The organism is Streptomyces sennicomposti, from assembly GCF_019890635.1.
In the GTDB taxonomy this organism is placed as follows: domain Bacteria; phylum Actinomycetota; class Actinomycetes; order Streptomycetales; family Streptomycetaceae; genus Streptomyces; species Streptomyces sennicomposti.
The window spans coordinates 1-21902 of sequence record NZ_JAIOAB010000042.1 but is presented as its reverse complement, the minus strand read 5'-3'; the positions used below and the strand labels follow the sequence as shown (position 1 = coordinate 21902).

19 protein-coding genes are annotated in these 21902 nt (G+C 73.6%); 4 read left to right on the top strand and 15 right to left on the bottom strand.

Features of this window, described 5'->3' with window-relative positions; translation table 11 throughout:
• Nucleotides 1-48 precede the first annotated feature (48 nt).
• From K7787_RS21850 to K7787_RS21840, 3 genes are all read right to left on the bottom strand, one after another.
• Nucleotides 49-1074, bottom strand: a complete 1026-nt coding sequence (locus K7787_RS21850) for a small ribosomal subunit Rsm22 family protein (protein WP_169435680.1) — start codon at nucleotides 1072-1074, stop codon at nucleotides 49-51.
• A gap of 207 nt (nucleotides 1075-1281) precedes the next feature.
• Nucleotides 1282-2415, bottom strand: coding sequence for a serine hydrolase domain-containing protein (locus K7787_RS21845; protein WP_223002663.1), 1134 nt, complete (start codon nucleotides 2413-2415; stop codon nucleotides 1282-1284).
• Nucleotides 2412-3755 carry a multidrug effflux MFS transporter gene (locus K7787_RS21840; protein WP_223002639.1) on the bottom strand — a complete coding sequence of 448 codons (1344 nt, stop codon included), beginning with the start codon at nucleotides 3753-3755 and terminating at the stop codon, nucleotides 2412-2414. The genes K7787_RS21845 and K7787_RS21840 overlap by 4 nt, the downstream gene beginning before the upstream one ends.
• 98 nt (nucleotides 3756-3853) lie before the next feature.
• On the opposite strand from K7787_RS21840, the gene K7787_RS21835 reads away from it, so the two are divergent.
• Entirely contained in the window at nucleotides 3854-5014 is a 1161-nt protein-coding gene (locus K7787_RS21835; RefSeq protein WP_223002638.1) for a Gfo/Idh/MocA family protein, read from the top strand.
• Here the strand turns inward: K7787_RS21835 and K7787_RS21830 are convergent.
• Entirely contained in the window at nucleotides 5001-6641 is a 1641-nt protein-coding gene (locus K7787_RS21830) for an alkaline phosphatase D family protein (protein WP_223002637.1), read from the bottom strand. The two genes, K7787_RS21835 and K7787_RS21830, sit on opposite strands and share 14 nt — an antisense overlap.
• Before the next feature lie 147 nt (nucleotides 6642-6788).
• On the opposite strand from K7787_RS21830, the gene K7787_RS21825 reads away from it, so the two are divergent.
• Nucleotides 6789-7586 carry an SDR family oxidoreductase gene (locus K7787_RS21825; protein WP_223002636.1) on the top strand — a complete coding sequence of 266 codons (798 nt, stop codon included), beginning with the start codon at nucleotides 6789-6791 and terminating at the stop codon, nucleotides 7584-7586.
• A 132-nt stretch (nucleotides 7587-7718) separates the two neighbouring features.
• Here the strand turns inward: K7787_RS21825 and K7787_RS21820 are convergent, their stop codons facing one another.
• Both K7787_RS21820 and K7787_RS21815 read right to left on the bottom strand, forming a co-directional pair.
• A complete protein-coding gene (locus K7787_RS21820) occupies nucleotides 7719-9005 on the bottom strand; it encodes a D-alanyl-D-alanine carboxypeptidase family protein (protein WP_223002662.1) in 1287 nt (428 codons plus the stop codon).
• A gap of 276 nt (nucleotides 9006-9281) precedes the next feature.
• Complete coding sequence (locus tag K7787_RS21815) at nucleotides 9282-9608, bottom strand: nuclear transport factor 2 family protein (RefSeq protein ID WP_223002635.1); 327 nt, start codon at nucleotides 9606-9608, stop codon at nucleotides 9282-9284.
• A gap of 140 nt (nucleotides 9609-9748) precedes the next feature.
• Between K7787_RS21815 and K7787_RS21810 the strand changes: the two genes are divergently transcribed.
• Complete coding sequence (locus K7787_RS21810; RefSeq protein ID WP_169435687.1) at nucleotides 9749-10294, top strand: DoxX family protein; 546 nt, start codon at nucleotides 9749-9751, stop codon at nucleotides 10292-10294.
• Nucleotides 10295-10442: 148 nt separating this feature from the next.
• Here the strand turns inward: K7787_RS21810 and K7787_RS21805 are convergent, their stop codons facing one another.
• The 9 genes from K7787_RS21805 to K7787_RS21765 form a co-directional block, all read right to left on the bottom strand.
• Nucleotides 10443-11783 (bottom strand): MFS transporter, encoded by a 1341-nt coding sequence (locus K7787_RS21805; RefSeq protein WP_247721158.1) that lies wholly within the window; start codon nucleotides 11781-11783, stop codon nucleotides 10443-10445.
• Complete coding sequence (locus tag K7787_RS21800; protein ID WP_223002634.1) at nucleotides 11777-12307, bottom strand: GNAT family N-acetyltransferase; 531 nt, start codon at nucleotides 12305-12307, stop codon at nucleotides 11777-11779. The genes K7787_RS21805 and K7787_RS21800 overlap by 7 nt, the downstream gene beginning before the upstream one ends.
• A gap of 1 nt (nucleotide 12308) precedes the next feature.
• Nucleotides 12309-13526 (bottom strand): alanine racemase, encoded by a 1218-nt coding sequence (locus K7787_RS21795; RefSeq protein WP_223002633.1) that lies wholly within the window; start codon nucleotides 13524-13526, stop codon nucleotides 12309-12311.
• A complete protein-coding gene (locus K7787_RS21790; RefSeq protein WP_223002632.1) occupies nucleotides 13523-14836 on the bottom strand; it encodes a DUF6271 family protein in 1314 nt (437 codons plus the stop codon). The genes K7787_RS21795 and K7787_RS21790 overlap by 4 nt, the downstream gene beginning before the upstream one ends.
• The gene (locus K7787_RS21785; protein WP_223002631.1) at nucleotides 14833-15870 is read right to left on the bottom strand and encodes a phytanoyl-CoA dioxygenase family protein; all 1038 of its coding nucleotides are present in this window, start codon (nucleotides 15868-15870) and stop codon (nucleotides 14833-14835) included. Before K7787_RS21785 ends, K7787_RS21790 begins: the two co-directional genes overlap by 4 nt.
• A 271-nt stretch (nucleotides 15871-16141) precedes the next feature.
• Nucleotides 16142-17629, bottom strand: a complete 1488-nt coding sequence (locus tag K7787_RS21780; protein WP_223002630.1) for a glycoside hydrolase family 3 protein — start codon at nucleotides 17627-17629, stop codon at nucleotides 16142-16144.
• Between the two features lie 8 nt (nucleotides 17630-17637).
• Nucleotides 17638-18468, bottom strand: a complete 831-nt coding sequence (locus K7787_RS21775) for a carbohydrate ABC transporter permease (protein WP_009188309.1) — start codon at nucleotides 18466-18468, stop codon at nucleotides 17638-17640.
• On the bottom strand, nucleotides 18465-19466 hold the full coding sequence (locus tag K7787_RS21770) for a carbohydrate ABC transporter permease (RefSeq protein WP_027758091.1): 1002 nt from the start codon (nucleotides 19464-19466) through the stop codon (nucleotides 18465-18467). The genes K7787_RS21775 and K7787_RS21770 overlap by 4 nt, the downstream gene beginning before the upstream one ends.
• A 108-nt stretch (nucleotides 19467-19574) precedes the next feature.
• Nucleotides 19575-20852 carry an extracellular solute-binding protein gene (locus tag K7787_RS21765; RefSeq protein WP_009188311.1) on the bottom strand — a complete coding sequence of 426 codons (1278 nt, stop codon included), beginning with the start codon at nucleotides 20850-20852 and terminating at the stop codon, nucleotides 19575-19577.
• Between the two features lie 312 nt (nucleotides 20853-21164).
• Between K7787_RS21765 and K7787_RS21760 the strand changes: the two genes are divergently transcribed.
• Nucleotides 21165-21902, top strand: a 738-nt coding sequence (locus tag K7787_RS21760; RefSeq protein ID WP_223002629.1) for a GntR family transcriptional regulator, incomplete at its 3' end; no start/stop codon positions are given.

Below are 21902 nucleotides of genomic sequence, written 5' to 3'. Positions count from 1 at the left end.
GGCCCCCTGGAGGAACCTGAGGGCTCGGGGGGTGGTCCGGCGGCCTGGTTACAGGGCTCGCGGAGGCCAGGCGTCGCCCCAGTCGGCGTCGCGGGCCGCCTTGTACAGATCGCCGTGGCGCTTGGTGACGGTACGGCGGCGCAACTGCTCCGGCTGTCCGGGGCGCCCCTCCGCGTCCGGGGCCTCGGCGGGCTCGCACAGGTCCAGCAGGACCTGTCCCTTGCGGATCTGCGGCCGCCGTACGACGCGGGCGGCGGCCGGGGCGACCGGGAAGCGGACGGCGGCGACGTACGAGAACTTCTCGTCCTCGTAGGCGAGGGAGCCGCCCTTGACCTGCCGGTGCAGGGAGGAGCGGCTGACCCGGGCCGAGAAGTGGCACCAGTCGGTGCCCGGCACGATCGGGCAGGCCGCGCTGTGCGGGCAGGGCGCGGCGATCCGGAAGCCCGCCTGGACCAGACGGTCACGGGCCTCGATGACGCGGGCGTAGCCGTCGGGCGTGCCCGGCTCCACGACCACGACCGCCTGCGCGGCGGCAGCGGCGGCGTCCACCACGGCGGTGCGGTCGGCCGCCGTCAGCTCGCCGAGGACGTAGGAGACGGTGACGAGGTCGGTGGGGTCGAGGGTGAGCGCCGTGCCGATGCGGGCGCGTTCCCAGCGGGCGTCGCCGAGGGCGGGGTTCGCGGCGGCGATCTCCCGGCCGAGGGCGAGCGCCGGGTCGGCCCAGTCGAGGACGGCGACCGGGCGGGAGCCCGGCCAGGTGGCGGTGACGGCCCAGGTGGCGGCGCCGGTGCCGCCGCCCACGTCGGTGTGGCCGGCGGGGGTCCAGTCGGGGGCGGCGCCGGCGAGGGCGGTGAGGGCGGCGCGGACGGCCTCGAAGGTGGCGGGCATGCGGTAGGCCGCGTAGGCGGTGGCGTCGGCCTGGTCGCGGAGGACGGGGGTGTGGGTGGGGGTGGTACCGCGATAGTTCTCGATCAGGCGCTCCACGGCGCCTGCGGCCTGCTTCGGCGGAAGGCCGTCGAGGAGGGCGGTCAAGGCGGTACGGAGGGTCTCCGACGGGGACGCGTGCTCGTTCACCGCGTGATTCTCTCAGCTCCCGCGACGACGGGGCGCCGCCCCCGCCGCCCCTGCCCGTCCCTTCCCGGGGCTGGGTCCCCGGACCCCCGCGGTAGGGGGTGGGGGTGTGGGGTGGTCGGTCTGGTGCAGGTTCGTCGGGGCTGGGCGCGCCCCCGTGGCGGAGCCGCAGATCGGCACAGCCCCGCGCCCCTGACGGGGCGCCGCCCCCTACGGGGCGCTGCGGACCGCTCTGTGCAGGCGGGTTGCCGCTCTTGCTCTCGGGGTGTTGGTCGGGGGGTGGCGGTGGGGGTGGACCTTGTTGGTGAGGAGGATCAGGAAGGTGTCCGTGGCGGGGTCCAGGACCAGGGAGGTGCCGGTGAAGCCGGTGTGGCCCGCCGCGCCGTGGCCCGCGAGTTCGCCCATGAACCAGGGCTGGTCGACGGCGAAGCCGAGGCCCGGCGGGGTCAGCAGGAGGTCGACGAAGTCGGGGCCGAGGATGCGGGCGGGGCCGTAGGAGCCGCCGGCCAGCAGGGTGCGGCAGAAGACCGCGAGGTCGGTGGCCGTGGCGAACAGGCCCGCGTGGCCGGCCACCCCGCCGAGCGCCCAGGCGTTCTCGTCGTGCACCTCGCCGCGCAGCATGCCCCGGTCCGCCTTGGCCCACGGGCGGCGCTGGTCCTCGGTGGCCGCCGCGTCCGGGCAGGGGCCGAACCGGGTCGCGGTCATGCCGAGCGGGCGCGTGATGCCGTCGCGGATCAGGACGTCCAGGGGGCGGCCGGTGAGGCGTTCGAGGAGGTGCTGCAGGAGGAGCGGGTTCAGGTCGGAGTAGGCGTACGTGCCGGGCGGTGCGGTCGGGGCCTCCGCGCGCAGCATCGCCAGGCGGGCGGCGGCGTCCGGGCAGTCGTACAGCGGGAGTTCGGGCCGCAGACCGGAGGTGTGGGTGAGCAACTGCCGTACGGTGATGTCGTGTTCGGCGGCGGCGTGGAACTCCGGCAGATACGCCCCGATCCGCGCGTCGATGCCCAGCGTGCCCCGCTCGATCTGCTGCACCACGGCCACCGCCGTGAACAGTTTGGTGAGGGAGGCGAGGTCGAAGGGGGTGTCGAGGGTCATCGGCACCCGCTTCTCGGGCGGGAGTTCGACGCCGCTGCCGGTGTCGGGATCGTAGGACTCGTACCGTACGGCCCAGCCGGCCGCCTCGGCGACGGCGATCACCGGGCCCCGGCCGGCGACCACGACGGCGCCCGGCGCCCAGGGGCGTTCCCCGGCGGTCAGGGCGCGCACCTCGCGGACGAGGCGGCGCAGTTCGGCGGGATCGAGGCCGGCTCGCTCCGGTGTGTCCCGGCGCAGTCTCGGTGCGCTCAGCTTTCCGCTCCCTTACCGCCCGGTGCCGCGTCCCAGGGACGGCACATTCCCACGAAGCAGCCCAGCGCCGCCATCGCGGCCACCAGCTGGACGACGGCCATGGGAACGGCGGTGTGCTCGCCGGCGACGCCGACCAGCGGGGAGGCCACCGCGCCGACGAGGAAGGACGTGGTGCCGAGCAGCGCGGAGGCGGCCCCGGCGCTGTGCTTGGTGCGCATCAGGGCGAGGGCCTGGGTGTTGGGCATGGTGACGCCCATCGCCGACATCAGCACGAACAGGGCGGCGGCGACCGGCGCGAGGCCCACCGCGCCGAAGGCTCCGGTGGCCATCAGCAGCAGCGCGGTCGCCGCGAGGATGACCACGACGAGCCCGGCGGCCAGCACCCGGTCCAGCCGCACCCGGCCGACCAGCACCTTGCCGTTGATCTGGCCGACGACGACCAGCCCGACCGAGTTCAGCCCGAACAGCAGGCTGAAGGTCTGCGGGGAGGCGCCGTAGATCTCCTGGATCACGAACGGCGACGCCGATATGTAGGCGAACAGGGAGGCGAAGGCGAAGCCGCCGGCGATCATGTAGCCGGTGAAGACGCGATCGGCGAGCAGCCGCCGCATCCCGCCGAGCGCCTGCCCCACTCCCCCCTCGTGCCGGTCGGCCGGCGGCAGGGTCTCGGGGAGTTTCGTCCACACCACCGCGCCGAGCAGCGCGCCCACCACCGTGAGCACGACGAACACGCCCCGCCAGTCGGTGATCCGCAGGATCTGGCCGCCGATCAGCGGGGCCACGATCGGGGCGACGCCGGAGATCAGCATCAGCGTGGAGAAGAAACGGGCCATGGCCACGCCGTCGTACAGGTCGCGGACGACCGCGCGGGCGATCACGATGCCGGCCGCGCCCGCCAGGCCCTGCGCCAGCCGGAAGGCGACCAGCGTCTCGACGTTGGGGGCGAGCGCGCACAGGGCGGTGGCCAGGACGTAGACGGCGAGGCCGGCCAGCAGCGGGCGGCGGCGACCCCAGCGGTCGCTCATCGGGCCGACGACGAGCTGCCCGAGCGCCATCCCGGCCAGGCAGGCGGTGAGGGTGAGCTGCACGGTCGCGGCGGGCGCGTGCAGGGACCGGGTGACCTCCGGCAGGGAGGGCAGGTACATGTCCATCGCCAGCGGGGGCGTGGCGGTCAGGCCGCCGAGGATCAGGGTGACCAGCAGGCTCGCGCGGCGGGCCGCGGTACCGGCGGCCGCCGCTCCCGCTCCGGCCGGCCGCGCGGCCTCCGCCGGCGCCGGTCCCGTCGCCGCCCCGGCCCCCGTGCGCGGTACGTGGGGTTCCGCTGTCCCGCCCTCCGGCATGTGTCCCTCCCTCTCCGACTGGTCCGCCACCTATGCTCTCAGCTCGTACACCGTGCCGAGGAACGCATGAACGAGGGTGGGGTCCGGGGATGTCCGGTATGACGGAGCAGAAGGTGCGCTGGGGGATCCTCGCGACCGGCGGTATCGCCGCCGCGTTCACGGCGGACCTGGTGGACCTGCCGGACGCCGAGGTGGTGGCGGTGGCCTCCCGGCGGGCCGAGCCGGCGAAGGCGTTCGCGGAGCGGTTCGGCATCGAGCGCGCCTACGGCTCCTGGGCCGAACTGGCGCACGACGAGGACGTCGACGTCGTCTACGTCGCCACCCCGCACGTCGCCCACCGCGCCGCCGCCGGACTGTGCCTGTCGGCCGGCCGGAACGTGCTGTGCGAGAAGCCGTTCACGCTGAACCTGCGCGAGGCCGCCGAACTGGTCGCCCTCGCCCGCGAGCACGGCCGCTTCCTGATGGAGGCCATGTGGATGTACTGCAATCCGCTGGTACGGCGGCTCAAGGCGCTGGTCGACGACGGCGCGATCGGCGAGGTGCGCACCGTGCAGGCCGACTTCGGGCTGGCCGGCCCCTTCCCGCCCGCGCACCGGCTGCGCGACCCGCGCCTCGGCGGCGGCGCGCTGCTCGATCTCGGCGTCTACCCGGTGTCGTTCGCCCAGCTCCTGCTCGGCGAGCCGGCGGACATCGCGGCGCGTGCGGTGCTCTCGCCCGAGGGCGTGGACCTGCAGACCGGCGCGCTGCTGTCCTGGGAGGGCGGCGCGCTGGCCCAACTGCACTGCTCCATCACCGGCGGTACGGCCACCGTCGCCTCCGTCACCGGCTCCGAGGGCCGCATCGACGTGCCGTCGGGCTTCTTCCACCCGGACCGCTTCGTGCTGCACCGCGACGGCCGTGAGCCGGAGGAGTTCGCCGCCGACCCGGCGGACGGGCCGCGCACCAGCATGCGGCACGAGGCGCTGGAGGTGATGCGGGCGCTGCGCGCGGGCGAGACGGAGTCGCCGCTGGTGCCGCTGGACGGCACGCTCGCGGTGATGCGGACGCTGGACGCGATCCGGGAGCGGATCGGCGTGCGCTACCCGGGCGAGACCGGGGCCGGGGGCGAGACCGGGGCCGGGGCCGCGGCACCGGCCGAGGGCACGGCGCCGGCCGGGGACGTGGCGCCGGCCGGGGATACGGCCGGTCCCGCCGACGGGAGTGCGGACGGGACCGGCCCCCGGCAGGGCTCCGGGGCGGCGGAGGTCACGCCGGCTTGAGCCCCGGCTCCCCCGCCTCCGTCACGAAGGACGCGGCCGTCGTGAGCGGCGCGCCCTGCGTGGTCACGTGGGAGACCGTCTTGAAGTCGGCGCGGGCCAGCTCGCGTCCCAGGGACACCGTGGCGTAGCCGCGCAGCCCGTTGAAGAACCTCAGGTGCGGGTTGGCGGTCATGAGGGTGTTCCAGTTGGACGGCTTCGCCGAGCCGTTGCCGCCGCTGGTGATGGAGGAGGTGACGATCTCCGTGCCGACCGTGCGGGAGCCGGGGTCGGAGAAGTCGCGCTTGATGTCGAAGGCGTAGTGCACGTGCACGTCGCCGGTGAGCACCATCAGGTTCTCCACCCCGGCGGCCCGCGCCCCGGCCAGGACCCGTTCGCGGGAGGCCGGGTAACCGTCCCAGGAGTCCATGGAGAGCTTGGACGGCAGGGTGGTGGAGTTGTACCGCTGGGAGAAGGTGACCTGCTGGGGCACCACGTTCCACAGCGCGTCCGAGCGGCGCCAGCCGTCGATCAGCCAGCGTTCCTGCGCGGCGCCGGTCAGGGTGCGGCGGGGGTCCTCGGACTCGGGGCCGCCGTACTGCCAGCCGTCGCCGTAGGCCTGGTCGGAGCGGTACTTGCGGGTGTCGAGGACGTCGAACTGGGCGAGGCGGCCCCAGTGCAGGCGGCGGTAGAGCCTGAGGTCGGGGCCGTGCGGGAGCTGGGGGCTGCGCAGCGGCATGTTCTCCCAGTAGGCGCGGTAGGCGGCGGCCCGGCGCAGCAGGAACTCGTCGGCGGGGCCGCCCGTCTCGGAGACGTCGTCGGCGTAGTTGTTCTCGGTCTCGTGGTCGTCCCAGGTGACGACGAAGGGGTGCGCGGCGTGCGCGGCCCGCAGGTCGGGGTCCGTCTTGTAGAGGGCGTAGCGCAGGCGGTAGTCCTCCAGGGTCACCGTCTCGTGGTGGAACAGGTCCGGGAGGGTGCCCTTCGGCAGGCCGCGGGAGCCGCCCGCGGAGTCGACGGCGTACTCGTAGAGGTAGTCGCCGAGGTGGAAGACCACGTCCACGTCGTCCTGGGCCAGGTGCCGGTAGGCGGTGTAGTAGCCCTCGTCGTAGCGCTGGCAGGAGACCAGGCCGAGGGTCAGTCCGGCGGGGCGGCTGCCGGGGGCGGGCGCGGTGCGGGTGCGGCCGGCCGGGCTGGTCCAGCGGCCGGCGCGGAAGCGGTAGTGGTAGACGCGGCCGGGCTGGAGCCGGCCGACCTCGACGTGCACGGTGTGCTGGAACTCGGGGTGGGCGGTGGCGGCGCCGCGTCTGACCACGCGCCGGAAGCGCTCGTCCAGGGCGAGTTCCCACTGCACGGTGACGCGGCGGGCGGGCAGTCCGCCGTCGGCCTGGTACGGGGCGGGCGCGAGGCGGGTCCACAGCAGGACGGAGTCGGGCAGCGGGTCGCCGGAGGCGACGCCGAGGGTGAACGGGTCGCCGGGCAGCCGGGCCGCGTCCAGTTCGGCGGCGCTCGCGGCGCCGGCGGCCGGCAGGTTCACGGAGAAGGCGAGCGCGGCGGCGGCGCCGGTCGTGGTCAGGAAGCGGCGGCGGCCCAGCGAGCGGGCGGCGGCGCGCAGTTCGGGCGCGTGCGAGGGCTGGCGGCGGGCGGGCGTCATCCGGGTCCTCCCCTGGCGGCGGGTGCGCGGTACAGGGGCATTGGACCGGTCCGGGACGACCCGAGCTTGGCAAGGACATGACCGTCCCATGGCGGGCGGATGAGTTCCGCATGATGCCGCCCGGCGTCACGCCGTACGCTGCGGGCCATGAACACCGTGAACAACGCAGGAGACGTACGGGCCGGTGGCGAGGGCGGGGCCGGGCGGGTGGCCGTGGTGACGGGCGCCGGTTCGGGGATCGGGCGGGCGGTCGCCGTCGAACTGCTGCGCGGCGGCTGGTCGGTGGCGCTGGCGGGCCGGCGCACCGAGACCCTGGAGGAGACGGCGGCGCTCGTCCCCTCGGCGCCCTCGCTCGCCGTCCGCGCCGACGTGGCGCGGGAGGAGGACGTGACCGCGCTGTTCGCCGCCGTGGTGGACCGGTTCGGGCGGGTGGACCTGCTGTTCAACAACGCGGGCACGTTCGGGCCCGGCGGGGTGCCGGTCGAGGAGCTGTCCTACGACGCGTGGAAGCACGTGGTGGACACCAACCTCAACGGGGCCTTCCTGTGCGCGCAGGCGGCCTACCGGCGGATGAAGGAGCAGGACCCGCAGGGCGGCCGGATCATCAACAACGGCTCCATCTCGGCGCACACGCCCCGCCCGCACTCCGCGCCCTACACCGCCACCAAGCACGCCCTGACCGGGCTGACCAAGGCGCTGTCGCTGGACGGGCGGCCGTACCGGATCGCGGTCGGGCAGATCGACATCGGCAACGCCGCCACCGACATGACCGCCCGGATGGAGAAGGGCGTGCTCCAGGCCAACGGCGAGGTGGTCCCGGAACCGGTGATGGACGTCGCCGACGTGGCCCGCACGGTACGGCACATGGCCGAACTGCCGCTGGAGGCCAACGTCCAGTTCGCGACGGTCCTGGCGACGACGATGCCGTACGTGGGACGCGGGTGACGCGGACGGCGCCGCGCGGGTGCGTGCGGCAGGGGGGTGTGCCGCACGGGCGCGTACGACACGGGGTCGTGCGACGCGGGTGAGCCGGGGCGGGCGGGGGCGCCGGGCCGGTCAACGGCGGTGGCGGGGCCGTCAACGGCGGTGGCGGCCCCGGGTGTCGGGCTCCTGAGCGGCGGGGGCGCGGCCTTCCGGGTCGGCCGGGCGGCCGAGGGCGCCGGGGCCCACGGGGCGGCCAAGGCCGCCGCGGGCGGTTCCGGCCGCCGCCGTCGCCGCCCTCCGGGCTCGCGCGCGGCGGCGCAGCGCCCACGCCCCGCCGGCCAGCAGCGCCGCCGTGAGGCCGGCGCCCTCCAGCAGCCGCCCGGTCGAGGGGCCGGCGTCCGCCGCGACGGACGCGCCGGTCGGCCCGCCGGTACCGGTGGCCCGCTGTCCGGCGGGGCCGGCCGCCCGGGCGCCGCCCTCGCTCAGCGGGTCCACCAGGACGCCCACCGCCCGCGCCGCACCGCCCTGCGCGAAACCCCAGTCGAGCAGGGCCGCGCTCTCCTCGTAGACGGCGTTGGCGCCGGCCGCCGGGTGCATCACGGTGACGAGCAGGGTGCGGCCGCCGCGAACGGCCGCGCCGGTGAAGGTGTTTCCGGCGTGCGAGGTGTAGCCGTTCTTCACTCCGATCATGCCGTCGTACGTCTTCAGGCCCCAGGACCCGGTCAGCAGGCGGTCGGTGTTCTGGATCTGGAACGTCTTCTTCCCGCCGGCCGGGAAGTCGGCGGTGCGGGTGCCGCAGTAGCCGCGGAAGTCGGCGTTCTTCAGCCCGTGCCGGGCGAACAGGGTCAGGTCGTAGGCCGAGGAGACCTGGCCCGGGTGGTCGTAGCCGTCGGGGCTGACCACATGGGTGTCCAGGGCCTGGAGGTCGGCCGCCCGGGCCTGCATCTCGGCGACCGTCTTCGCGATGCCGCCGTTCATGGCGGCCAGCACGTGCACCGCGTCGTTGCCCGAGCGCAGGAACACGCCCTGCCACAACTGCTCGACGGTGTAGGTGGTGCCGGGCTGGATGCCGACCAGGCTGGAGCCCTCGGGGATGTCGGCCAGGTCGGCGGCGGTGACCGTGTGCCGGTCGGTGCGGGGGAACTTGGCCAGGACCGTGTCCGCGAACAGCATCTTCAGCGTGGAGGCGGGGGCCAGGCGCTCGTGCGCCCGGTAGGCGGCGAGCACCTCCCCGCTCTCCCAGTCGGCGAGGAGCCAGGCCTGGGCGGTGAGTCTCGCGGGCAGGGCGCTGGTGCCGCGCGCCTGCGCTCCGGGGCGGGCGAGCAGGTCGCCGCCGATCACGGTTCTGGTGTCGGCCACCGCCGGTGAGGAGGCGGCGGCCGCCAGCGGGGCGGCGGCGGTCAGGGCGAGCAGGGAGCGCCTGGACAGGTGGGGGGACATCGCAGACCGAGTGGAATCGCGCACTCCGGGACCGTACAGAGCGAGCCCCCGTCGATGCACGACGGGTCTCCAAAGGCCGATCAAAAGATCATCAAAAGGAGGGAACGTCCCCGTGTACGGGGTGCGTTCGCGAAGGCCGTGCGCTGTGCCCCCGCTGTGCCCGCACAGTGCCCCGGAGGGGCCCCGCAGCCGGGCCCCGGAGGGGCCCCGCGGTCGGCCCGCGCCCGACCGCTCGACTCCTGATCGACCCCCCTGGCCGGGCTACGCCTGCCCAGGCTACGCCTGCCCGGTCTCGAAGCGGGTGATGCGGCCGTCCTCGGCGACGGTGAACAGCCAGCGGGTGCGCATCTCGCCCCAGGTGTCGTTGCGGTAGCGGGCGACCAGGGCACGCCCGCCCTGCGACTCGCTGTCCACCTCCAGATGGCCGTGCGTGGCGAAGATCTCCGCCTCGGTCCACTCGGCCGGGTCGCGGTCGGCGCCGTCGTCCGACATGGTCGCGCCGGGCGCGAGGAGCCGCATGAAGGCCTCGCGGTCATGGGCGTTGACGGCGGTGACGAAGGCGCGGACGGCCGGGTCGCTGAGTCGGGCGGTCTGAATCGTCATGCCCGCAGCGTCACACCCGGCCCGGCGCCCCGCCACCCGAACGGCGTCCCGGGCGGGCCGGGCGGGTGTGAGCGGTGCGACGGTGGAGACACGGGGGGTGTTCCGGGGTCGGAAGCCGTACCGATGTGCTGGGAGTCACCGTGACCTGTTACGACCGACGCGATCTGGGCCTGCTGCTGCTCCGGCTGGGCACCGGCGGGGTGCTGGCCGCGCACGGCGCGCAGAAGCTGCTGGGCTGGTTCGGCGGGGCCGGCCTCGAAGGGACCGGTCAGTTCATGGAGTCCGTCGGCTACCGGCCGGGCAAGGCCAGCGCCATGGCGGCCGGGCTGGCGGAGGCGGGCGGCGGGCTGCTGCTGGCGCTCGGCCTCGCCACCCCGGCGGCGGGCGCGGCGGCGGCCGGCGCGATGGCGGGCGCGGCCGCGGTGCACGCGCCGAACGGTTTCTTCGCGCAGAGCGGCGGCTACGAGTACGCCGCCTCCCTGGGCCTGACCGCCGCCGGACTGTCCGTCACCGGCCCCGGCCGCCTCTCCCTGGACCACGCCCTCGGGCACGCGGTGAACCGGGGCTGGATGGTCCCGGCGGCGTTCGCGACGACGGCCGCGGCCACGGCGGTCGTCCTCGGGGCGCGGGTACGGCACCTGCGGCGGCAGAAGGAGGGGACGCAGGAGCCCCTGTTCGAGGAGTAGCCCGCCGCGAGGATCAGCCCCCGCGAGGAGCAGTCCGCCGCGCCGAACAGCCGGGCGGCCCGTGTGGCCTGTGTGGTCCATGTGGTCTGTGTGGCCCGTGTGGTCCGCCCGCACCGCTCGCGCGCCTCTCAGTGAGCGCCCCCGCGTCTCAGTGGGCGCCCTCCGCCACCGCCTCCCCCGGCCCGGGCGCTCCCTGCCCGGGCGCCCCCGTCTGCGGCACCCCTTCGGCGGCGGGAGCGGTCTCCCTGCTCGGCCAGGGAATCCAGAGGGCCGTGAGGGTGACGATGAGGGCCGAGGCGGCGACCGTGGCCATGCCGAGGGTCAGGCTGCCCGCGCCCGCGACGAAGCCGATCAGGGCGGGACCGCCGAGCAGTCCGGTCGTCCCCATCGCGGCGACCAGCGCGAGCGCGTTCGAGCCGTGTTCGGCGGCGGCGACGTACACGCACGGCGTCACGGCCGCCGCGCCGAGCCCGACGCAGGCGAAGCCGAGCAGCGTGGGCACGAGATGGCCGGCCGCCAGGGCGAGGGCGAGACCGACGCCGGCCACGGCGCTGCCGACCCGCACCACCCGTCCGTCGCCCCACCGGTCGCGCCAGCGGTCCGCCCGCAGCCGGGCCAGCAGCATCATCACGGAGACGACGGCGATGCCGAGCGGGGCGACGGTGGCGGAGGTCTTGACGACGTCCTTCATGTAGAGGGTGGACCAGTCGTTCATGGCGCCCTCGGTGATGGTGCCGAACGCCATCGCGCACCCCATGAGCAGGGTGGCGGCGGACGGCAGCACCGGCCGGGTCCGCTTCTTCGGCGTGTCCGGCTCGGCGGGCGCGGGCTCCCGGTGGGTGAGCAGGCCGGGGCGCGCGTATCCGAGGAGCAGGAGCAGCAGGACGGCGGCCACGGCGAAGTGGGTCGGGACGGACTGCGTGACGGCGGTGCTGCCGGAGGCCAGGAGCGCGGCGGCGAGCAGTCCGGCGCTGAAGGTGGCGTGCAGCTGGGACATGGCGGTGCGCCCGTACGTCGTCTCCAGGGCGGCGCCCTGGGCGTTCATGGCGACGTTGAGGCAGCCGACGGCGACGCCGTCGCAGCAGACGGCGAGCAGGGCGAGCGGATAGTTCGGCACCACCGACAGGGCCGCGAGCACCGCCACCAGGCACAGCGCGGAGACCAGGGCGAGGCGGCGGGAGCCGAGGCGGCGCATCAGGACGGCGACCAGCGGGAAGGAGGCGGCGGCGCCCGCGCCGCAGGCCATCAGCAGCAGCCCCACCTCGCCCGTGCCGAGGTCGAGGCGGGTCTTGAGCGCGGGCAGCCGGGCGATCCAGGTGGCGTACTGGAAGCCGAGGAAGCAGAACAGGGCCGCGATGGCCCATTTGGCGCGGCCGAACCCGGCCGGGTCGGGGGTCGCGGGGGCGCCGGGGGGCTCGGCGGTGCCCAACGCACCCGGGATCTCGGGGGTGTCCGGGGTCTCGGGGGTGTCCGGGGTCTCGGTCAGCATGCCGGGCGCCTTCCGTGGGTGGGGTGGGCGGCCAGCTCGGCCGTCATGTAGACCGCGTCGGCGCCGTATCCGGCGGGCAGCGGGGTGCCGTGGTGGGGGCGGTAGCCGCGGGCGCGCCAGAAGGGCTCCTTGTCGCCGACCGCGACCAGCGACATGGTGGTGAAGCCGAGCCGCCGGGCGGTGTCGGCCACGTGCCCGGCCAGCCGGCCGCCGAGTCCTCTGCGGCGCAGCGGGCGGGCGACGACGAGGTCGTGCAGATGCAGGTTGGGCGCGTGGTGGACGGCCTGTTCGGGGCGGGTCAGGTCGGGGCAGCGGAACTCGGGGTAGGGCAGGGCGAGGACGTAGCCGGCGATCCGGCCGTCGAGGTCGAGGACGAAGCAGGTGCCGGCGGAGGCGCGGGCGCGGGTGCGCAGCATCGGCTCGCCCTCGGCGAGGCCGAGGCCGTCGTACGCCTCGGCCTCCAGGGCGGCGACGGCGGGCCAGTCGGCCTCGGCGACGGCCCGGATGCGCGTGTGTTCTGCCATGTCAGTGCCGTTCGTCGCGGAGCGGGTCAGGGCCGGGTACGCACATCTGCGGCAGGGGGCGGATGCCGTTGAAGCCCTGGGTGGTGTAGCTGGCGGCGTAGGCGCCGGCGGACAGGACCCAGACGGGGTCGCCGGAGGCGAGGGCGCGCGGGACGCGCACGGGGTGGGTGCCGCCGCCGTAGGCGTCGTCGCTGTCGCAGGTGGGTCCGGCGACGACGGCGGGGAGGTAGGCCGGGTCGTCGGGGCCATTCGGCGCGGGGTGGGTGGGGAAGAGCAGGCGGTGGATGACCTGGTCCATCTCGTAGAGGCCGTTGAACTTGCCGCAGCTCAGGTAGAGCCAGTGCGCGTCCTCGCCGTCCGGCTGCCGGCGGCGGGTCAGCCGGTAGACGTGGGCGCGTACGGCGCCGTGGTCGGCGACCAGGTGGCGGCCGGGTTCCATGACGAAGCCGAGCGGTCGGCCGGTGAGGGCGCGGAGGTGGTCCACGCCCTCGCGGAGGAGGGTGAGGATCTTGTCCAGGGGCGGGTCGAGGGGGTTGCCGTGGCGGTCGAGGTAGCCGAGTGCGGGCAGGCCGCCGCCGAGGTTGACGTGGTCGGGTGCGATGCCGAGCCGGTCGAGCCGTGCCAGCACGTCGGCGAGCAGGTCGACGGCCTGCTGCCAGGCCTCGCCGGTCATCTGCTGGGAGCCGACGTGCACGGACAGTCCGGCCGGGGTCAGTCCGGCGGCGCGGGCGGCGGCCAGGACGCGTACGGCGTCGTCGGCCGAGCAGCCGAACTTGCGGTTCAGGCCCCACAGGGCGCCCTCGCCGCTGGTGGCCAGTCGGCAGAACACCCGTGCGCCGGGGGCGTGTTCGGCGATGGCGGCCACGTCCTGGACGCTGTCGGTGGCGAAGGCGGTGATGCCGAGCCGGTGGGCCTCGGCGATGTCGGCGTCGGACTTGACGGTGTTGCCGTAGTGGACGCGGTCCGCGTCGACGCCGGTGGCCAGGGCCTGGGCGATCTCGGCGGGGCTCGCCGCGTCGAAACCGGCGCCCCGGGCCGCGAGCAGGCGCAGCACCTCGTCCACGGGGCAGGCCTTGAGGGCGAAGCGGACCTGGACGCCGGGCAGTTCGGCGACGAGCCGGTCGTACTGGGCCTGGATGCCGGGCAGGTCGTAGACGACGCGGTCGGCGGGGGCGGCGGTGAGGGCGGCGGCCAGGCGGGGGCTGAGTGGCACGGTCATCCGCTCCCCCGGCCGGGTGCGGTGTGCCGGGCGGCGGCCACGAGGGCCGGCCAGGCGTCGGCGAGGCGGGCGTAGTCCTCGATGTCGCGTTCGGCCTCCGCCAGCAGCCGCTCCCGCCGGGGGGCGAGGCGCTCGGCGAACTCCTCGTAGCGGCCGCCGAGTTTGCGGTAGGCGGTGTCGCAGCGGTCCAGGCGCCAGTGGTTGTCGGCGCGGTCCGTGCGGGCGCTCTCGCGCAGGAGACCGGCGACCCGCTCGGTGCGGATGCGCTGGTGCTCGTCCAGGAGCGCGGGGCCTTCGGCGGCGAGGCGGTCGTAGACGCGGTGGAGGTGGAGCATCGACAGCAGGAACTTCACGAACCGCAGCTGGTAGGCGTGGAAGCCGGTGTCGGTGCGGCGTTCGGGGGTGTGGAAGTTCTCGATGTGCCGGTTGTGCAGGATGCCGGGGAGGGTGGCGTCGTGGACGAGGTGGAGGAGGAAGTAGTCGCTGCCGATGGTGTCGGTGGCCGGGGAGAGCGGGAAGCGTTCGTAGACGTCGCGGTCGAAGGCGACGTTGCACATGTCCACGCGCATCGGGTCGACCAGGGCGAGGGTGGCGTCGTCGCCGGCGAAGGGGGTGGTGCCCGCGCCGGTGAAGGACTCCTCGACCAGGTCGCGGCGGCGCTCGTCGGGCCAGTCGGCGGGCGCCCACAGGCCGACCACGTCGTGGTAGACGGTCTCGTCCAGCCGGCGTATCTCCGCTATGTCCACGGAGAGTTCGCCGATGAAGGAGGCGCCGGCCAGGGAGACGGGGCGCCCGGCGAGGGCCGGGTCGAGGTCGGTGCGGGTGACGGCGGCCGACGCCTCGGCGGCGGGGCGGCCGAGCCAGGGCAGCTCGTGGTGGACGGGGAAGACCGGTTCGCCGTCGTGGAGCTGGTAGGCGCTGTCGGAGTCCCGGCGGTGCACCGAGCGGCAGCCGAGGGCGGCGGCCAGCAGGAAGGCGCGGTTGGTGCAGGCGCCGTAGGAGACGCCGGCCGGGAGCATCAGGTCGAGGAAGCGGTCCGCGTCGGGCAGGCCGGCCCGCTCGATCACCCGGCGCAGGAAGGCGCGTTGCGGCTCCTCGCCGAGGTGGTGCACGCGCACCCGCGGCACGCTCGGCAGCGCGGCCAGGACCCGGGCGTGCTCGGCGCGGGTGGCCTCGTCGCAGGAGTCGAGGACCAGCAGCTCCACGTGCACGTCGTGGTGTTCGGTGGCGTAGGCGGCCTCGCGGTGGAGTGCCGCGAGGGTGGCGGAGCAGGCGCGGTCGGTGGGCAGGCAGAGGCAGATCCGGTTCACCGCGCCTCTTCCCCGGCGCTCCAGGAGTCCAGGCCGAGCAGCTTGCGCCCGAGGTCGTTCAGTTCGGCGGGGCCGTAGCGCAGGGCCTCGGGGCGGCGGGCGTCGCCGAGCAGGGTGGCGTTCCAGTCGGGGGTGGACAGGGTGCGCCAGGACTCGACGCGGGAGGTGCGCAGCGCGGTGTGCTCCTCCAGGGCGGGCATCATGGACAGGTACTGGACGGCGCGGACCTCGTTCTCGGAGCGGTTGGGCGCGACTCCGTGCGCCAGCAGGCCGTTGAAGATCAGCAGGTCGCCGGCCTGGAGGTCGGGCCGGACGACGGGGAACTCGGCGCGGTCGACGGCGGGCCGGATCGGGTCGCGGCCGGGCGGCTGGGCCAGGCGCCACTCCTCGAAGCGCCGGAACAGCTCCGGGTCGCACTGGAAGCCGCCGAGTTCGGGCCGGGTGTCGTTGAGGGCGATGATGCCCTGGACGCGCTGCGGGAGGACGGCGAGGGTGCTGTCGACGTCCCAGTGCAGCTCGATGTCGAAGCCCTCGTCGGTGGCTTCGATCAGGGAGCGCGAACGGGTGCGTATGTTGGGCGGGTTGAGGTTGAGCCGGTCCAGGGTGACCCACAGCTCGGCGCAGTCCCACACGTCGGCGAAGGCGTCGTACACGCGCTGCGACTGGCGGCTGTTCCACAGCAGTTGGTGGTGGTACGCCTCGACGAAGCCGTAGATGAACAGGTGCTGGTCGAGTTCGGAGCGGAACTCGGGCTCCTGGTACCAGGTTTCGGGGCGGTCGGGGTCCAGGCCCTGGAAGTCCCAGGTGAAATCGAGCAGTTCCTTGGCCTCGCCGGGGGTGATGGCCTCGCGGACGACGACGTAGCCGTAGGTCTGCCAGTGGGCGAAGTCCGCTTCGGAGAGCACCCTGAGCGGGCGGGTCTTCTCCAGGTCGCGCAGCGGGGTGGGGGCGAGGTAGGTCTCGCCGTCGGCGCTGAAGTAGGGGCGCTCGGAGGCCGCGCGGTGGAGGTAGGGGGTGGGGGCGGGCTGGTGCATGCAATCACTCCGTGGTGATCGGACCGAGGTGCACTCCCACGCTGGACTAGACCAATTTCGGGTGTCAACGGCTACCGGCCGGTACCGGCGCAAGTGCCGCCCAACTGCCGGTTTACTGCCGGTCGCCGGGCATGAGAAAGGCCGGTGCGGGGCTTCGAAAGCCCCGCACCGGCCGGTTCTCGGGCCGTGCGGCTCCGTCGCGTCGTCGGACCGTGCGCACCGGCCGCTTCCCGAGGCCGTGCGTCCCGGCCGCGGTCCCGGGCCGTACGGCTCAGCCCGCGACGACCGCCTCCGCCGCCGCCGCCCCGCACACCCGGGCCGCGCCGTGCGTGGCGATGTGCGGCGCGCCGCGCGGCGGGGCCTGCGGTACGCCCATCTCGACCACCACTGTGTCCGGGCGGGCGGCGAGCAGCGCGTCCAGCGCCGCGCCCATCCAGGCGTGCCGGTGCTCGTCGCGGACCACGGCCACGATCCGGCGGCCCTCGGCCGCGGCCAGGGCGGCGGCCCCCGCGTCGGCGCCCGTGAAGGAGCCCGAGGCGCTGCCGGGCAGCAGCCGGCGCAGCTCGGCGGCCACGCCCCACGGCGTCTCGTCACCGACCGCGATGTTGGCCTCGGGGCTGAACCGGGCCACGAAGACCGGTCCGTCGGCCGGTGCGGCGGCGCCGGCGCGGGTCACCCGCAGGGCGCGGCGGGCCGCGGTCAGGCCGATCTCCGGTTCGGGCGCGACGTCCGCCGCGCCCCGGCGGCCCTCGGCGGTCCACCGGGCCAGCTCGCGCACCCGGGCGGCGGCGTCGCTGAGGCGCTCCTCCGGGAGTTCGCCGGAGCGCACGGCGGCCACCAGCGCGTCGCGCAGGCCGAGCACGGTGGCCTCGTCGCACAGTCCGCCGCCGACGCAGATCGCGTCCGCGCCGGCCGCGATGGCGAGGACCACGCCGTGCTCCAGGCCGTAGGTGCCGGAGATGGCGCGCATCTCCATGCCGTCGGTGACGATCAGGCCCTGGTAGCCGAGTTCCTCGCGCAGCAGGCCGGTGAGGATGCGGCGGGAGAGCGTGCCGGGGCGTTCGGCGTCGAGGGCGGGCACGAGGATGTGCGCGCTCATCACGGCCCGGGTGCCGGCGGCGATGGCGGCCCGGAAGGGGGGCAGCTCGCGTTCGTAGAGGGTGTCGGCGTCCACGTCGATGCGGGGGACGGCGTGGTGGGAGTCGACGTTGGTGTCGCCGTGGCCGGGGAAGTGCTTGGTGCAGGCGGCGACGCCGGTGGACTGCAGGCCCTCGACCCAGGCGGCGGTGTGCCGGGCCACCAGGTCGGTGGCGGCGCCGAAGGAGCGCACGCCGATGACCGGGTTGTCGGGGTTGGCGTTGACGTCGGCGGACGGCGCCCAGTCGAAGTTGACGCCGCAGGCGGCCAGGCGCCGGCCCAGCTCGCGGGCGACGCCCCGCGTCAGGTCGGGGTCGTCGACGGCGCCGAGGGCGTGGTTGCCGGGGAAGGAGGAGCCGGTGCGCACGTCGAGGCGGGTGACGTCGCCGCTCTCCTCGTCGATGGCGACCAGCAGGTCCTCGCGTTCGGCGCGCAGTTGTCCGGTGAGGGCGGTGACCTGCTCCTCGGTGACGACGTTACGGCCGAACAGGGCCACGGAGGCGAGTCCCTCGGCCAGGCGGCGGCGCACCCAGTCCGGGGCTGTGGTGCCGTCGAACCCCGGCTGCAGCACCGCGAGCGCGTCCCGGGTGAGGGTGTCGGGCCCGGTGGCGAGTGTGGTCATCGGCGGTGTCATCCCTTCACGGCGCCGTCGGTCAGGCCGCTGACGGCCTTGCGTTGCAGGAAGATGAAGAGGATCAGGATGGGCAGCGCGAACAGGGACGAGGCGGCCATGGTGGCGCCCCAGTCGTCGCCGAAGGCGGTCTGGAACTGCGAGATCCACAGCGGCAGCGTCTGCTTCTCGATGTCCTTGTTGAGGATCAGGACCAGCGGGAACTCGTTCCAGGCGGTGATGAAGCCGAACAGCGAGGTGGCCATCAGACCGGGCGCGAGCAGCGGGAAGATCACCTTGATGAAGGCCTGGAGGCGGGTGCAGCCGTCGACCATCGCCGACTCCTCCAGCTCCTTGGGCACCGCGGAGACGTAACCGCGCAGCGTCAGGATGGTCAGGGGCAGCACCATCATCGCGTAGAAGGCGGTGAGCGGGACCAGGCTGTCGAGCATGTCGTTGTCGCGGACCAGCATGTAGATGGCGATGATCATGACCTCCCAGGGGGCCATCTGCGCCAGCATGAAGGTCACGATGAGCCCGCGCCGCCCCTTGAACCGCATCCGGGCCAGGGCGAAGGACGCGAACAGCGCGATGACGAGCGAGATCAGCACCGAACTGACGGTCACGATCACCGAGTTGGCGACCAGCGTCCAGAAGTGGTCGGCGTGCACCGCCTTGTCGAAGTGCGAGACGGTGGCGTGGTACGGGAACCACACCGGGTCCTCGGTGATGATGTCGCCGGTCGGCTTGAACGCGGTGGCGAACATCCAGTACACGGGGAACACGAAGCCGACGAAGAGGACGACGGCGGTCGCGTTGGGCCAGAGACGGCCGAAGACGGAGCGCTTCACAGCTCGTCCTCCTCTTGCTTGAGCACCATGCGCAGGTAGTACGAGGTGATGGCGAGCAGGACCAGGATGGTGAGGAAGGAGATCGCCGCGCCGACGCCGAAGTGCTGGTTGCCGACGCCCTCGACGTAGGCGTAGATCGGCAGGGTCTCGGTGAGGTGGTCGGGGCCGCCCTCGTTGAGCGCGAAGATCTGTGCGAACGACTTGAACACCCAGATGACCTCGAGGAAGGTCGTGGCGTACAGGAACGGCCGCAGGAAGGGCAGGGTCACGGAGGTGAAGCTCTTCCAGGCGCCGGCGCCGTCCAGCGCGGCGGCCTCGTACAGCTCCTTGGGGATCGTGGTGGTGGCGGCGTAGAGGTTGATCGCCACGAACGGCACGGACTGCCAGACGATCAGCACGATGACCACGAAGAAGGTGGAGAACTGGCTGCTGAACCAGTTGTAGTCCGCCATCGAGTGCCAGCCGAGCTTGTCCAGGACCCAGTTGACGACGCCGAAGCGCTGGGCGAACAGCCACTGGTAGACGGTGGTGGCGGCGATGACGGGCATGGCCCACGCGAGCACGAGGCCCACCATGAGCAGCAGCCGCATCTTCTTGCCGAGGCGGGCGAGCAGCAGCCCGATCAGGGTGCCGCCGATCATGATGAGGACGACGTTGACCGCGGTGAAGACGACCGAGCGTCCGACGACGCTCCAGAAATCCGAACCGCTCAGGATCTCCTTGTAGTTGTCGACGCCGTTCCACTCGGTGAGGTGCTGGATGAGCTGCCGCGGGTTGAGGTTCTGGAACGACAGGATGCCGTTCTTCACCAGTGGCCAGCCGAGCAGGACCACGGTGGCCGCCAGCGCGGGCAGCAGCAGGAGGTAGGGGGCGGCGGCGGCGCGGCGGCCGGCCGGGGTCTTCGCGGTGCGGGCCTCACCCCGCGGGGGCGCCGGCGGCCCGGACTTGCGGACAGCGGGCTCCCCGGCCGTGTCCGTGCCTTCGGTCTGCACTGACATGAGTTGCCATCTCTTCCGTGGCCGTACGAACTGCGGGTACGAACTCCGTGGCCGCATGACCGGCACAAGGGGCCGGGGGCGCCTTTCGGGGCGCCCCCGGCACGGTCATCAGTTCTTCTGGGCCAGGCGCTTGTTGATGTCGGACTCGACGTCCTTGGCGGCGTCGGCCGGCGCCTTGCCGTTGAGGACGGCGGTCATGTACGCCTTGATCGGGTTCGGCGTGTTCTCCACCGCGGCCCACTCGGGGATCAGCGGGGTGGTGCCGCCGACGGCGGCGCCGGGCGCGGCGGCCTCGGCGGCCCCGTTGCCCTTGAGGTTGCTCTCCAGCGACTCCTTGTTCGGGATGACGCCGTTGAGCTTGGACAGCTCGCCCTCGAACTGGTCGGACAGGGCGATCTTCAGGAACTCCTTGGCCAGCGACTGCTTCTTGCTGTTCTGCGCGACGGCCAGGTTGGAGCCGCCGAGGAAGACGCCCTCGGGCTTGTCGGCGGTGGCGCCGGGGATGGTGAAGTAGCCGAGGTCCTTCTCGATGTTCTTGTTGGCCTGGATGGCGGTGGCGGCCTCCCAGCCCATGCCGATGAACGCGCCGGTCTTGCCCTTGGCGAAGATCGTGGCCTGCTGCGGGGTGGCCTCGTCCTTGTCCTTGGGGGCCTTGGAGTAGGAGGCGTACTTCTTGTAGATCTCCATGGCGGCGGTGACCTTCGGGTCGGCCAGGTTGGAGACGTACTTGTCGCCGTCCTTCTTCACCAGGTCGGCGCCCTGGCCGATGATCAGGCCGTCGAAGAAGTACCAGTTCTGGCCGGGCAGGTAGATCGGCTCGGCGTCGGTCTTCTTGCCGATGGTCTCCAGGTCCTTGAAGAACTCGTCACGGGTCTTCGGGGTGTCCGTGATGCCGGCCTTGGCCCAGATCGCCTTGTTGTAGATGACGACGCGGTTGGCGAAGTACCAGGGGGCGGCGTACTGCTTGTCCTCGTAGACGGAGGACTTGGAGACCGACTCGGTCCAGTCGGAGCCGATCTCCTTCTTCAGGTCGCTCAGCTCGGCGAGGCCGCCGGTGGCCGCGTACGCCGGGGTCTGGGTGTTGCCGACCTCCAGGACGTCCGGCGGGTTGGACTCGGAGAGGGCCGTGGTGACCTTCTGCTGGATGCCGTCCCACTTCTGGACCTCGAACTTGACCTTCGCGCCGGTCTTCTTCTCGAAGGCGGCCTGCACGTCCTTGGTCCACTGCTCCGGCACCGAGCCGTCCATGGTCCAGACGGTGAGGGTCTGGCCCTTCCAGCTGTCCGGCCCCGCGTCCTTGCTGTTGTCGTCGTCGCCCCCGCCACACGCCGAGACGGAGACCATCATGCCCGCGATCACGATCGCGGCCGCAAGCTTGCGCTTCACGCCACCCTCCTCAGGGATGCTGCCAACCCCCCACGCCCTCGGCGGTGATGCGCGCACGACGCTGTTTCACGTAGGGCTCGGGACCTGGTCACTAATGGTGTAGACCAGTACGACGGAGCTTGGCCTAGACCTTTTGAGGTGTCAAGGGTGGTTCGGGAGCCTGTTCCCGGGCGTTATGAGAAAGACACCTGAGCGTGCTCGCGCCCGTTTGCGGGCCGGTTCAACCGGAGTCGCCGCCTCCACAGTTGGACTAGACCATAGGGGCGTTGGTCGCTATAACGGGAGCCCACCCACACAGCCGGGAAGGCAGGCATGGCCACCGACGTCAGCAGCGCCCCGCACCACGGGGGGACACCCGGCCGCGTCGCGCGCGTGCCGAAGTACTACCGGATCAAACAGCAGGTGCTGGAGATGACGCAGGCGCTTCAGCCCGGCTCGGCCATGCCGGCCGAACGGCTGCTCGCCGTCCGGTTAGGAGCCTCGCGCACCACCATCCGCCAGGCCCTCCAGGAACTGGTCGGCGAGGGCCGGCTCGACCGCATCCAGGGCAAGGGCACCTTCGTCGCCCAGCCCAAGCTGTACCGCTCACTGCGGCTGACCTCCCACACCGAGGACATGCGCGCCCAGGGCCTGGAGCCCGCCTCGCAGATGCTGGACATCGGCGAGATCCCGGCGGACGCGAAGCTCGCGGCGCTCCTTGACATCGCTGTCGGGGAACGGGTGCTGCGCATCGAGCGGCTCCGGCTGGCCAGCGGCGACCCCATGGCGATCGAGACGACGCACCTGTCCGCCGTGCGCTTCCCCGGGCTGCGGCGCACCCTGGCCACCCGCCCCTCCCTCTACACGGCGCTCGCCGAGGTCTACGGCGTCCATCTCGCCGAGGCCGACGAGACCATCGAGACCTCGCTGTCCACCCCGCGCGAGGCGCAGCTCCTCGCCACCGACGTGGGCCTGCCGATGCTCCTGCTGTCCCGGCACTCACGGGACGCGGAGGGGCGGCCGGTGGAGTGGGTGCGGTCGGTGTACCGGGGCTCCCGCTACAAGTTCGTG